Raw genomic sequence first — 13,126 nt, 5'->3', positions numbered from 1 at the left:
GACTGGACGCCCGGCGCGTTCGACGACGACGCGCTCGTCCGCGTCCTCGGGCAGCGCGCCCTCACCGCCGCCCGCCGCACCCTCCGCTCCGGCTACTCCGCGACGGTCCGCCGCCCCACCCCGCGGGACCCGGTCGCGCAGGTCGAGCTGCCGAGCTGCACCGTCCGGTTCCTGGTGCCGGGCGAGCTCGGCTACGTGCACACCGACGCCGTCGCCGCCGTCCGCGGCCAGGCGACCGTCCTCGCCGTGTGGGCGTTCCGGGAGGCGGACGAGCGCGGCCTCACCGCCGCCGAGGCCCGCGTCGAGGTGGGCGGCACCCGCTCCGGCACCGCCGACTCCGTCCTCGACGCCGCCGTCGAGCTCGCCGACCAGGTCCTCATGGAGGGCGCGGTGCACGCCGGACCGGTCCTCGCGACCGGCCTGCACCGCACCGCCGCCGAGCTCGCCGCCCGCGACCTGCACTGGCCCGGGGCCGCCGCCGACGACCTCGCCGGGCAGCTCGCCGCCTACCACGAGCGCCGCGCCGACCACGACCCGGCCCGCTTCGCGGCGCTCCTCGCCGAGCTGCACGCCCGCCGGCGGGCGTCCCGCGCCGACGCCGCCGCCGTGCCGCGCTCCGCCGTCCTCGGCACCGACGAGGCCGCCGACACCCCGCTGCGCCGGGTGCGGCTGGCCGCGCTCGGCTGCCGGGTCGGCGGCTCCGACGGCACCCGCACCGCGGACGTCTTCCTCGCGCACGCCGCCACCGGCATCGTCCTGGTCCTCAAGCGCCGCTGGGACGTGCCCGACGGGGAGCGGCTCACGGGCGCCGACCTGGCCGGGCGCCGCATCCTCGGCGCGTCCCTGCGGGGCCTCGCCGCCGCGAACGTCGTGTCCGAGAGCGCCACCCGCAGCGCCGGCCGGGTCGTCCGCGTCGCCGCCGGGCGGATCGCGAAGACGACCGTCACGCCGCTCGGCGGAGCGTGGGACAGCCTGCCCGCCGGGCTGCGCGTCACCGAGCTGGAGGCGCTCCGGCGGAACCTGGAGGAGCTGCCGCCGCGGCTGGTGCGGCCCCGCGTCGAGGCGGAGTTCGTCCGGGTGCTGGAGATCGCCGAGGTCCGCGACATCGGCTACCACCCCGGCGCCCAGCGGCTCCAGGCGCGCGTCGCCGACGCGTCCGGCGGCACCGCCGTCGTGTCCGCCGAGTACAGCCCGCACCGCCCCGCCGCCCTGGACGCCCTCGCCGCCGCGCTCCCCGACACCGTCATGATCGCGGGGTCGGTCCGCCGCGACCGCGGCGGCCTCGTCGTCGACCCCTTCGCGGTGCGGACCGCCGACGGCGCCACGGTCGTCCCCGACCTGGAGCCCGGCGACGGCTCCGGCGAGCTCGACGCGCCCGTGCCGCGCCCGCCCGACCCGCTGGCCGCCGTGCTCGACGCCGCCCTCGAGGCCACCGCCGAGGCCGCCCACCGCGGCCTCGCGCACGCCCCGCCCACCTTCCGCGACCGCCTCGCCCGCCGGGCCGGCGACCTGCGCGGCGCCGGGCTGCGCGCCGCCGCCGACGCGCTCGACGGCTTCGCCGCCGCCCTCGGCGGCGACGACCGGGACGCCACCGCGCGGGCGTGGGCGACCGCCCATATCCGGCTCCTCGCCACCGCCGAACTGCGCTGAACGCGCCGCGTCGACGCAGTCCGGCGGTGGCGGCCTCCGCGCTCGGCGGGGGCCGCCGGCCTCAGTTCGCCGGGGCGGCCCCGCGCGGGGTCAGGACGCGCAGATCGCGTAGACGCTGATGCCGACGGTGGAGTGCGCGTTCTGGCGGCCGAGCCCGATCCAGCCGCGGCCGTCGTCGGTCGGGAAGGACCCGACCAGGATGGCGTCGTTGCCCTGCGCCTCGGCGCCGCCGCCGACCACCTGCTTGCCGCTCGGGCAGTACACCACGCGGCGCTGGAAGTTCGGGACGTTCGCGTTCGGCAGCTTCACGATCTGCCAGCCCGCCGGCGCCTGCGGCACTTGAGGGGACTGGGCGTGCGCGGCGCCGACCGTGGCCAGGCAGGTCGCGGTGACGACGCCCGCCAGCGCGAGCGTGGCGATCTTCTTCCCGGGCATGTCGCTCTCCTTCTCGTGGCGGCCTCCCGGAGAGGCCGTGCACGGAAAGCATCCGGTATGGCACGCACGGTGACTATAACTTTCGGTGGCGATCGGAATGCGAAGAGTGCCATCGTGTTGTCGTTGCACGGCGCCTTGTTCGGCGGCGCGCTTCACGCTAAACGGCCGGTGCTCCGGCCGGGCGCCCGCCCCGCCGGAACAGGTCACGCCGAGCAGGTCACGCCGAGCAGGTCAGGGGGCGTCCGCCGTTGTAGGCGACCATGTCGGTGAGGGCCGACACCGCGTCGATGTCGCCGCCCGGCTCCACTCCGTCGAGCTCCGCGTACGCCCGGTACAGGTTGCCGACGATCCGCTCCGGATCGGTCAGGTTCGCGTACGGGCCGAGGTCGGTCTCGCGGGCCGCCTCCAGCGGGGACAGCCCGGCGGGCTTGGCCTCGGCGGCGACGCCCTGCAGGAACCGCAGGTAGCCGAGGACGTCGCCGATCAGCTCGGGCCCCGCCACGGGGCCGTGCCCGGGGACGATCGTCGCGGCGTCCAGCGGCGCCACGACGGTCTCCAGCACCTCGGCCAGGCCCGCCACCGACCCCTGCAGGACGAACGGGGTGCCGCCGTTGAACAGCAGGTCGCCGCAGAACAGCACGCGGCGCTCGGGGATCCACACGATCGAGTCGTTCGTGGTGTGCGCGGCGGTTCCCACATGCCGCACCTCGCAGCGCAGGTCGTCCGCCCACAGCGTCACGCCGTCGGTGTAGGTGAGGAACGGCGGCTCCAGCTCGACGTCGCCCCAGTCGACCTTCGTCCAGAACGGCTCGTCGAACGGCTTGCCCCAGGCCAGCACGCCGTCGCGGGTCCGTTCGTGCCCGACGACGGTGGCGCCCGCGAACAGGTGGTTGCCGAAGGTGTGGTCGCCGTGGTGGTGGGTGTTCACGAGGGTCCGCACGGGGCGCGGCGTCACCGACGCGATCGCGTCCAGGTACGCGCGGGTGCGCCGCTCGGTCGAGCAGGCGTCCACGCTCGTCACGCCCCGCGAGCCGACGAGGAAGCCGGTGTTGTTGATCCACCAGGTGCCGTCCGGCTGGACGTACGCGAAGATCCCGTCGGAGACCTCCTCGAGCCGGGCCGCGCCGGGCCCCTCGCGGTGGGGTGCGTCGCTCATGTCGGACTCCCTGCTGACGGGCCGGGCCGGACGGTCGCGATCCGGCCGGGCGGCGCGGGCGGCTCGGCGCCGGCGAGCGGGCCATCAGCCGGCACGACGGCGCCTCCGAAGGCCCCGGAGTGTATCCGCCGGTCCGGCGCGCCGCGACCCGCCCCGCCCGGGGTCACTCGAAGGAGGTCTCGTCGGACGGGCGGGAGGGTTCGGGACCGTCCGGGCCGACGCGGATCATCCGGGCGACGCGGGCGATGCGGAAGCGGCGTCCGCACGCGACGAACTCGACGCCGCGGCCGTCGTCGACGCGGTCGGCGGCGCGCGCGTACTCGGCGAGCTCGCCGGGGCTCGGCGGCGGCGCCCCGGGCGGCGGGAAGCGCGGCAGGGTGCGGCGGAAGTAGTGCGCGAGCGCGCGGCGGGCGTCCTGCGGACCGGTGCCGCCGGTGATCGGGCGCCAGTGGTCGTCGCGGTCCTCGACCACGGCGAACAGCGGCGGCAGCAGCACGACGCCCGGGTAGGCGCGGACGGCCGCGAGCGCCTCGCGGCGCTCGTCGTCCGGGACGCTCCCCTCGTCCGGCACCAGGCCGAGCAGTTCGAGGCGGAGCGTGGCGTCGGACGGGCCGACGGGTGCGGCGGGGTCGAGCCGGAACCCGTCGATCGGGCCGCTCTCGACGTCGGTGGCGCGGACCGGCTCGGGGCCGTCGGCGCCGAGCCGGGCGAACGGCGGCACCCGGACGATCCGGTACCGGCGCCCGCCGACCGCGCACTCGGTGCGGACGGGGGCGCCGAGGTCCTCGGGGTCGAAGTCGTCGGCGAGGGCGCGCAGCTCCGCGCGGGCCGCCGGTTCGGCCTTCTCGGCGCGGTCGCGCAGGCGGATCGCCAGGTCGACGCGGGCCTCGTAGGGGTCCATGGAGTCGAGCGACAGGATGCGCCACACGCCGTCCGCCTGCTCGGCCGGCCCGAACTCGGGCGGGCCCGCGGCGATGAGCCTCGGGTAGGCGCGCATCCGCTCGGCGGCCTCCTGGTCGCGGACCGCCGCCACCGGGTCCAGGTCCCGGACGACGTTGATGAGGTCGTGGCCGGGCATCTCCTCGAAGGGCATGCGTCCATCGTGGCGCCGCGCGCGGCTCCGCGGGGCGGAAACGGCCACCCGGTCAGCCTCCGGATGACTCCGGCTCAGGACGCCGGTCAGGTCCCGGCCCCGCGGAGGGCGCGGCGTTCAGTACTCGGGCTGGTACTCGGGCATGTAGTCGGGGACGGTCGTGAGCACCTGCGGGCGCGGCTCGCTGTCCCGGGCGGACGGCTCCTCGCCGCCGGCCGAGCGGAGCACGGCGGCGGCGCCGAGGACGGCGGCGTCCCCGGTCTCGTCGCCGACCCGCGCGCCCAGCCCGACCCGTTCCCGGATCAGCCGGTCCAGGCCGGGCAGCCGGGCGCAGCCGCCGGTCAGGGTGACGCCGACGCTCAGCAGGTCGCCGGAGACCTCGGGCCCGCAGCCGGTCAGCCCGGCCCGGATCGCCTCGATGATGCGGGTGAGCGGCGCCTCGATCGCGCGCTGCACGTCGGCCGTGGTCAGCACGACCTGGCGGGGCAGGCCGCTGGAGACGTCCCGGCCGCTCACCACGGTCTGCCGGGCGGGCCGGCGGCCCAGCGGCGGCACCGCGCCGACCTCCAGCTTGGCCTGCTCGGCGGCGGCGGTAGACAGCGCCACGCCCTGCTCCCGGCGGACGAGCCGGATGATCGCCCGGTCCATCGCCGCGCCGCCGACGGCGGCGGTGTGCGAGGTGACCAGGCCGCCGAACGCGATGACGCCCACGTCGGTGAGGTCGGCGCCGATGTTGGCGACGACGGCGACCTCCGGGCGTCCGGCGGAGGTCATGCCCATGCCGATGGCCGCGGCGATGGGGGTGGGCACCAGCGTGAGCCGCCGCGCGCCCGCCTGGTAGGCGGCGAACTGCAGGGCCCGGTAGTGCACCGGGGTCATCCCGCTCGGCACGGTCGCGACCACGCGGGGCCGCGCCATGTAGTGCTTGCGGTGGTGGTGCCGCACGAGGCGGCGCATCAGCCATTCGGCTTCGTCGGTCTCCGTCGGCGCCCCTTCCCGGATGGGGCGCACGAGGGTGACGTCGGGGTTGCGGCCCGCCATCTCCCGCGCCGGGGTCCCCAGCGCCAGGATCCGGCCCGTCTGCCGCGAACGGGCGAGCAGCGACGGCTCCCGGCAGACCACGCCGTTCTTCTCGACGTGCATCCGCACGGTCGCGCTGCCCAGGTCGATAGCGGTGTCACGGCCCGCGAAGTCCCACATCCGCGTCCCCTCCCCATCTCCCTGTAGTCAGTCGCATGAGCTCCGTTGATGCCCCCGCCCTCTCCGGCGATGCCCAGCACGGGGTAAGCGAATGGCAAGGTCATGGCGCGTGCGGATCCGGCATGTCCGATTCGCCGACCGCCGCGCCGGTTTCGCGCGTCCCGCAGTTCCGGGGACGGCCCAAGAGATCGCCTTCCGGCGGTGTGCGCCGCCCCACGGGCTGCTGCAACGTCAGTGCGCATTCAAAAAGCTTGTGAAGTCTGTTCAAGCATGTTTTCCTAACACACATGGCTCACCATGCACTTCGGTTCGCGGTCCGCTCGGACCTCGGACGGCGGCGGACGGCGAACGAGGACGCGGCGGTCGCCGGGCCCCGGCTGCTGGCGGTCGCCGACGGGATGGGCGGGCATCCGCACGGCGACGTCGCGAGCCGCATCGCGATCGAGGCGGTCGCCGGCGTCCCGTCCGGTCCCGGCGACCCGGCCGACGGCCTCGCGGCGGCCGTCGCGTCCGCCGCCGCCCGCCTCGACGAGCTCGGCCGCCGCGACCCCGGGTACGCGCGGACGGGCACGACGCTCACCGCGCTGGCGTGGGACGGCGCGCGGTTCGCGGTCGCCCACATCGGCGACTCCCGCGCCTACCTGCTGCGCGGCGGCGACCTGTTCCAGCTCACCCGCGACCACACGATGGTGCAGACGCTGGTGGACGGCGGGCAGCTCACGCCCGAGGAGGCGGCGGACCACCCGCGCGGCTCCGTCCTGGTGCGGGCGCTGCAGAGCGGCACCGCGGCGGCGCCCGACCTGTTCCGGCACGACGCGCTCCCGGGCGACCGCTACCTGCTGTGCTCCGACGGGCTGTCCGGCCAGGTGCCGGCGGCCGCGATCCGCGACGTCCTCGCCGGGACGGACGAGCCCGCGCGGGCCGCCGACCGGCTCGTCGACCTCGCGAACCAGGCGGGCGGCCCCGACAACATCACGTGCGTCGTCGCGGACGTCGTCCCCGGCCCGGCCGACGGGACGCCCCCGGCCGTCGCCGGCGCGGCCGCCGCGACGGACACCGCCGCGACGGACCCCGCCGCTCACACCACCGCGACGGGCCCCACCGCGACAGGCCCCGGCGCCCCCGGCGGGACGGCCCCCGGCGGGCCGGGCCCCGGCCCGGCCCCCGGCGGGGCGGACGCCGGCGGCGGCGGGCCGCTCGCCCGGTTCGGCCGCCTCCGCCGGGCATGACGCGGGCCGGCCGGGCCCGCCGTGATGATCAAGTAAAGTGGGCCGGATGAGCGGGGACCCGGGCGTGACGGCGGGCGACATCGCCCGGCTCGCGGGCGTGGGACGCGCGACGGTGAGCAACTGGCGGCGCCGGCACGACGACTTCCCGCGGCCCGTCGGCGGGACCGCCACCAGCCCGCTGTTCTCCCTCGCCGACGTCGAGGGCTGGCTGCGCGCCAACGGCAAGCCGTTCGAGGTGTCGACGGGCGACCGGGTCTGGCAGCGGCTGCGGGCGTCCGGCGACGACTTCCGCCTCGCCGACCTCCTCGGCTGGGCGGGCCTGCGGCTGCTGGAGTCGCGCGGCGACCCGCCGCCCGCGCCGTGGCCGGACGCCGCCCCCGCCGACCCCGAGCTGGACGGGCTCCTGGACGGGCTCGCCGCCGAGCGCGGGCACCGCGCGGCGTTCGAGTTCCTCTGCGAGCAGTACGTGCGGGCGCACTCGCGGCGCCTCGTCGTCACCCGCGCCGACGTCGCGCGGCTGATGACGCGGCTGGTCCGCGCGGAGGACGGCACGCTCCTCGACCCGGCCTGCGGGCTCGGCACGCTGCCGCTCGCGGCCCCCGGCCCCCGCGCCGTCCTCGGCCAGGACGCCGACCCGGCCGCCGCGCGGATCGCCGCCGTCCGGCTCGCGCTCGCCGGGACGCCCGCCGAGGTCGCCGTCGCCGACTCGCTGCGCCGCGACGCCTTCCCGGCCGCGGCCGTCGACGCGGTGGTGTGCAACCCGCCGTACGGCGACCGCTCCTGGGGCCACGACGAACTGACCGGCGACCCGCGCTGGGAGTACGGGCTCCCGCCCCGCGGCGAACCCGAACTCGCCTGGGCGCAGCACTGCCTGGCGCACCTGCGGCCGGGCGGGCTCGCCGCGGTGCTGCTGCCGTCCGCGGTGGCGGGCCGCCGCCCCGGCCGCCGCATCCGCGGCAACCTGCTGCGCGCCGGGGCGCTGCGCGCCGTGCTGACGCTGGCGCCCGGCGGCCCGGACCTGTGGCTGCTGCGGCGCCCCGAGCCGGGCGGCGCGCCGCCCGCGCGCATCCTGCTGCTGGACGCCGACGGCGACCTCGGGCGCGCCGAGCGCGCGTGGGAACGGCACGTGCGGGACGGCGCGGACGACCACACGGTCGCCGTCGTGGACCTGCTCGACGACGAGGTCGACGTGAGCCCCGCGCGGCACCGTCCGGTGCGCAGCGGCCCCGCGTTCGGCCGCCGGTTCACCGATGCGCTCGACCGGCTCACCGCGGCCGCGCCCGCCCCGCCGGACGTCGAGCTGCTGGAGGAGCGCCGCCCGCCGCCCGTCACGACGATCGCCGAGCTGGCGAAGGCGGGCGTCGTGGACGTCCGGCACGCCCCCGCCCGGCTGCCCGCCGGCGGCGACGTGCCCGTGCTCACCGCCGGCGACCTGTCCGCCGGGACGGCGCCGTCCGGCGGCGCCGCCGACGGCCCCGGCCTCACGCTGCTGGAACCCGGCGACGTCGTCGCGACCGCCGCCGGGCCGGCGCGCGTCGTCACCGCCGAGGCCGCCGGCGCGGCGCTCGGGCCGTACCTCACCCTGTACCGGCCGGACCCCGAGCGGCTCGACCCGCACTTCCTGGCCGGCTTCCTCACCTTCGCCCACCTGCGCACCGGGACCGGGTCGAGCCGCATGGACCTGCGTCGCGCGCGGCTGCCCCGGCTGCCCCTCGACGGCCAGCGCGACTACGGGCGCGCGTTCCAGGACCTCGTCCGGCTCACGGAGACATTGCGGGAGATGTCCTCATTGGGGGAGGCGCTGGTTCGGCTAAGCTTCGACGGGCTCGTGGACGGCCACCTGCGCCCCCGACGCTGACGGCGTCCCGGCACCGACGCGCGGCCGACGCCCTGGGAGGACCATGCTCATCGCCGACAGGTATGAGCTCGACGAGCTCCCTCTCGGCCGCGGCGGGATGGGCGCCGTCTACGCCGGCCACGACACCCGGCTCGACCGCCGCGTGGCGGTGAAGTTCCTCGAACTGCCCGGCGGCTCGGACGGCGAGCCGGAGCGCCGCTTCGTCCGCGAGGCGCGCATCCTCGCCCGGCTCGAGCACGCCGGCGCCCCGACGCTCTACGACTTCGGCACCTTCGACCAGCGGCTCTACCAGGTGATGCAGTTCATCGACGGGGTCACGGTCGCCGACCTGATCGCCGAGCACGGGCCCGTCCCGGTGCCGTGGGCGGCCGCAATCATCGCGCAGGCCGCCGCCGTCCTGACCGCCGCGCACGCGCTGTCGATCCGGCACCGCGACCTCAAGCCGACGAACCTGATGCTGTGCCCGGACGGCGGCGTGAAGGTTTTGGACTTCGGGCTCGCCGTCCTCGGGGAGGCCGACGTCGCCCACTTCACCCGGCACGGCCAGCTCCTCGGGACGCCCGCGTACATGGCGCCCGAGCAGATCGAGCAGGGCGTCGCCGGGCCGCGGAGCGACCTGTACGCGCTGGGCTGCGTGCTGCACGAGATGCTCACCGGACGGCAGCTGTTCGCCGGGCCCACCGCGTACGCGGTGTTCGACAAGCACGTCCGCGAACGCCCGCCGGACGTCGCGGGCGTCCCGGCCGCGCTGAACGCCGTCGTCCAGGACCTGCTGGAGAAGAAGCCCGAGAACCGGCCCGCCGACGCCCCGGCGCTGTACGAGCGGGTCCGGCCGTTCGCGGGCGCGCTCCCGATGCTCCCCGGCTTCCTCGAGCCCGCGTCGACCCCCAGCCCGGAACGCATGTACGCGCGGATCGTCGGCCGGGTCCTCGCCGGCGCCTCCGGCTGACCCGCCCGGCGGTGCGGTCGGGCCCGTGCGGGGCGACGGGGTCGGGCCGGTGCGTGCGGCCGGCCCCGTCGCCGAACCCCGGGGCCGCTCCGGCCGCCCCGGGTGCGGGCGCGGCGGCGCGGGCCGGGCGGATGGTCGGCCCGCGCTCGGACGGAGCGCGTCGTGGTCGTCCGTGGCGGCGCCGCGCGGCGGCGGCGCGGGCCGTCTAGTGCGGACGGTGTCCCGGTGCGGTCATCGGTGCGGCCGACTGCGCGACGGCGGCCCAGTAGTCGAATCCGGCCGGCCGCGTCGGCCAGTGGTAGGTCCCGGCGGCCTTCGCGGCCATCTTGCCGGAGTGGTGCTCGGACGGCGGGTTCTTCGCCGGAGCGTGGTTCGGCTTTCCTGGCCGCGCGGGCGGTTCCGCGTGCTGCGCGTCGCCGGCGGGCGAGCCGATCGGGGGCTTGGCGGGGGGTGGGGATGCGTGCTGGGCGAAGTGCGGATCGGCGGGGGTCCGCGTCTTATCGGGCGGCGCCCCGGCGGGCTTCTCGCTCATCCGGTCGATCTTCTCGGCGAGTTCCTTGATCTCCACCGGGAATTCGCGCTTTTCCGGTGCGCCGGGTCTCACCGCTCCGGCGAACTGTTTCTTCCGCCGCTTGGTGAGTTTGTTGATCCGCACCCGTTCGCCGGAGTTCGGGGCATGTAGATAGCGGTCATCTCCGACGTACATCCCGACGTGCCCGCGATTTCGGAAGAAAACGAGGTCGCCGGGTTTCAGATTCTTCAGCTTCACCTTGCGGTCGATCTTGCGGTACTGCGCGTAGGTGACCCGCGGGATCCGGACGCCGGCCTCCCGCCAGGCGGCCATCACCAGGCCGGAGCAGTCGTAGGCGCTCGGGCCCTCGGCGCCCCACCGGTACGGCTTGCCGATCTGCTTCTTGGCGAACCGCACCGCCTTCCGCGCCTTGTCTTCCTGCCGCTCCACCTTCGTCCGGTACGCGTCGTAGTCCTTGACCTTCTTGGTGGTGGCCGCGTCCAGATTGAGGCTCTCCAGCGCGGAGCGGTTCAGCTCCGCCCGCGCGAGGCCGCCGAAGGGGAGCGCGAGCGCCAGCCCGGCGGCGGTCATGGTGAGGGCGGCCCGGCCGCCCTGTTTTCGAAGGGCCGGACCGCTCTTGCGCGGACGGCCGGAACATGATCGGTCCCGGCCGGTTCCCCGGTCGGCGCTGCGTGCGATGGGCATTCGGTTCTCCGTTTCCGTTCGCCGCCGGTCCGGACGACCGGCTGATCTTGCCTGCGACGGTTCGGGTACCCGCTGATCGGGCGCGAATTGGGCGAGCAAGCCGATTTTGCGTGATCATGGCGGCTCATTAGCGGGCATGATCGGTGTCTTTGATCAAACGGTCAGATGGGCGAGCGAGCCGAGCGGAACCGGCAGCCACGCGGGACGGTGCCGCGCCTCGTAGCGCACCTCGTACACCGCCTTCTCGAACTCGAAGGCGCGCAGCAGCGCCGCGTGCGCCGCCGGGTCCGGGCCGCCGCCGGCCGCGTACCCGCGGCAGAACGCGGCCCGGTTGCGCGCCGCCCACGCCTGCGCGCGCGTCTGCAGCCGCGGGCCGGACTCCGGCGGCACGGTCCCGGGCTTGGCGATGAGGAACCGCGCCGCGTACTCGAACGACCGCAGCATCCCCGCGACGTCCCGCAGCGGGTGCGCGAGGGCGCGGCGCTCGTCCTGGGAGCGGGCAGGCTCGCCCTCGAAGTCGAGCAGCGTCCAGCCCGACTCGGTGCGCAGCACCTGCCCCAGGTGGTAGTCGCCGTGGACGCGCTGGACGGACAGCGGGTCGGCCAGCGCGGCCAACTCCACGAACGCGGCGGTCAGCGCCTTCGCGTGCGGCGCCAGCTCGGGGACGGTGCGGCACGTGGCGGTCAGCTCCCCGTTCATCCGCGCCGCCATCGCCCGGACGTCGCGCGCGGCGACCGTCTCCACCCCGAACGCGTCCGCCAGCGCCCCGTGCACCTCGGCCGTCGCCGCGCCGAGCCGCTGCGCCTCCGCCGCGAAGTCGCCCCCGGCGGCGCTCGCGTCCAGCTCCGCCCACTCGTCCTCGCCGGGCGCGGGCGTGTGCGCGTACCAGTCGCGGACGCTCGCGATCGCGAGGCTCCACCCGTCCGCGCCGGTGTGCAGGTAGTCCGACAGCAGCCCGAGCGTCACCGGCTCCGCGCCGCCGTCGCGTCCGGGGGCCAGCTCGAACCAGCCGAGGACGGCCGGGACGTGCGCGCAGCCGTCGCGGGTCAGCGCGAGGTTGACCTCCAGGTCGAGGTTCACGCCGCGGCTGAGCCGCCGGAACAGCTTGCAGATGTGGGCGTCGCCGAACAGCAGCGACGTGTTGCTCTGCTCGCCGGTGATGGGCAGGCTCGCCAGGTCGGTGCGGATGCGGGCGCCGGGCACGCGGTGGAACCGCAGCGGCCCCACCGTCGCCCCGTCCGCGAGGTCGGCCAGCAGCGTCCGGGTCAGGTCGGGGTCGAACGCGGCGTCGTACAGCCGCGCCTTCGGCTCGTCCCGCCCGTCCGCGGCCACCTCGATCTCGGCGTGCCGCAGCCGCCCGGGCAGGTCCCGCCGGACGCCCAGCAGGACCTGGTACCGGTCGGTGGCGCCGTCCTGGGTGACGTCGAGGACGAGGTGGTGCAGGCCGGGGTCGCCCGGCCGCAGCTCGGTGGCGGAGCCGATCGACAGCCCGTCGATGCGGCGGCCGTCCTTGCCGCCGAACCACCGCTGCCGGGGCAGCCACCGCGCGATGCTGCGGACGAGGACCGCGTCGGACGGCAGCACGGTCACCGGGCACGCTCCGCGTCCGCGTTCTCCGGCGGGTTGAGCTGGAACCAGTAGAAGCCGTGGCCGGGCAGCGTCAGCAGGTAGGGCAGTTCGCCGATCGCGGGGAACTGCACGCCGCCCATGCACTCGACGGGGGAGTAGCCCTCGAACCGCCGCATGTCGAGCTCGACCGGCTGCGGGAAACGCGACAGGTTGCTGACGCAGAGGATCGTGTCCATCCCGCCCCAGGGGCTCTCGTCCTCGGTGATCTCCCGGGTGAAGGCGAGCACGGACGGGTTCGACGCGGACAGCTCGACGTACGAGCCGACGCCGAACACCGGGTGCCGCTGCCGGATCTCGATCATCCGGCGCGTCCAGTGCAGCAGCGACCCGGGGTTGTCGGCCTGCGCCTCGACGTTGACGGCCTGGTAGCCGTAGATCGGGTCCATGATCACCGGCAGGTAGAGCTGCGCCGGGTCGCACTGGGAGAACCCGCCGTTCCGGTCGGACGTCCACTGCATCGGCGTCCGGACGGCGTCGCGGTCGCCGAGCCAGATGTTGTCGCCCATGCCGATCTCGTCGCCGTAGTACAGGACGGGTGAGCCGGGCAGCGACAGCAGGAGCGCGGTGAACAGTTCGAGCTGGTCGCGGTCGTTGTCCAGGAGCGGGGCGAGCCGGCGGCGGATGCCGATGTTGGCTTTCATGCGCGGGTCTTTGGCGTATTCGGCGTACATGTAGTCGCGCTCTTCGTCGGTGACCATCTCGAGCGTCAGC

At 76.1% G+C, this 13,126-nt stretch carries 11 protein-coding genes; 4 read left to right on the top strand and 7 right to left on the bottom strand.

Features of this window, described 5'->3' with window-relative positions:
- The coding region (locus DMH08_RS40540) for a hypothetical protein (RefSeq protein WP_158642442.1) at positions 1 to 1,650 on the top strand (1,650 nt) is incomplete at its 5' end.
- A gap of 90 nt (positions 1,651 to 1,740) precedes the next feature.
- Here the strand turns inward: DMH08_RS40540 and DMH08_RS34700 are convergent.
- From DMH08_RS34700 to DMH08_RS34685, 4 genes are all read right to left on the bottom strand, one after another.
- A complete protein-coding gene (locus DMH08_RS34700) occupies positions 1,741 to 2,085 on the bottom strand; it encodes a hypothetical protein (RefSeq protein WP_026404758.1) in 345 nt (114 codons plus the stop codon).
- Between the two features lie 217 nt (positions 2,086 to 2,302).
- Entirely contained in the window at positions 2,303 to 3,241 is a 939-nt protein-coding gene (locus DMH08_RS34695; RefSeq protein WP_125620310.1) for an MBL fold metallo-hydrolase, read from the bottom strand.
- 163 nt (positions 3,242 to 3,404) lie between these two features.
- Positions 3,405 to 4,334: a DUF5954 family protein gene (locus DMH08_RS34690; RefSeq protein WP_051301286.1), complete on the bottom strand. Its 930-nt coding sequence runs from the start codon at positions 4,332 to 4,334 to the stop codon at positions 3,405 to 3,407.
- Positions 4,335 to 4,451: 117 nt separating this feature from the next.
- Entirely contained in the window at positions 4,452 to 5,534 is a 1,083-nt protein-coding gene (locus DMH08_RS34685; RefSeq protein ID WP_051301287.1) for a rod shape-determining protein, read from the bottom strand.
- 287 nt (positions 5,535 to 5,821) lie between these two features.
- On the opposite strand from DMH08_RS34685, the gene DMH08_RS34680 reads away from it, so the two are divergent.
- The 3 genes from DMH08_RS34680 to DMH08_RS34670 are packed head-to-tail and all read left to right on the top strand — an operon-like array spanning position 5,822 to position 9,570.
- Positions 5,822 to 6,763, top strand: coding sequence for a PP2C family protein-serine/threonine phosphatase (locus DMH08_RS34680; protein WP_125620309.1), 942 nt, complete (start codon positions 5,822 to 5,824; stop codon positions 6,761 to 6,763).
- Positions 6,764 to 6,809: 46 nt separating this feature from the next.
- Positions 6,810 to 8,621 carry an N-6 DNA methylase gene (locus tag DMH08_RS34675; protein WP_026404760.1) on the top strand — a complete coding sequence of 604 codons (1,812 nt, stop codon included), beginning with the start codon at positions 6,810 to 6,812 and terminating at the stop codon, positions 8,619 to 8,621.
- Between the two features lie 43 nt (positions 8,622 to 8,664).
- The gene (locus tag DMH08_RS34670) at positions 8,665 to 9,570 is read left to right on the top strand and encodes a serine/threonine-protein kinase (RefSeq protein WP_125620307.1); all 906 of its coding nucleotides are present in this window, start codon (positions 8,665 to 8,667) and stop codon (positions 9,568 to 9,570) included.
- A 205-nt stretch (positions 9,571 to 9,775) separates the two neighbouring features.
- On the opposite strand, the gene DMH08_RS34665 is transcribed toward DMH08_RS34670, so the two are convergent.
- The 3 genes from DMH08_RS34665 to DMH08_RS34655 all read right to left on the bottom strand — a co-directional run.
- Entirely contained in the window at positions 9,776 to 10,885 is a 1,110-nt protein-coding gene (locus DMH08_RS34665; protein ID WP_233617991.1) for a C40 family peptidase, read from the bottom strand.
- 54 nt (positions 10,886 to 10,939) lie between these two features.
- A complete protein-coding gene (locus tag DMH08_RS34660) occupies positions 10,940 to 12,376 on the bottom strand; it encodes a maltokinase N-terminal cap-like domain-containing protein (protein ID WP_233617990.1) in 1,437 nt (478 codons plus the stop codon).
- A partial coding sequence (locus DMH08_RS34655; protein WP_199748146.1) for an alpha-glucosidase C-terminal domain-containing protein occupies positions 12,373 to 13,126 on the bottom strand: 754 nt, incomplete at its 5' end. The genes DMH08_RS34660 and DMH08_RS34655, both read right to left, overlap by 4 nt.

Origin of the sequence: Actinomadura sp. WAC 06369, from assembly GCF_003947565.1 — a bacterium.
Classification (GTDB): Bacteria; Actinomycetota; Actinomycetes; order Streptosporangiales; family Streptosporangiaceae; genus Spirillospora; species Spirillospora rifamycini.
This window is presented reverse-complemented; position numbering and strand designations above follow the sequence as displayed.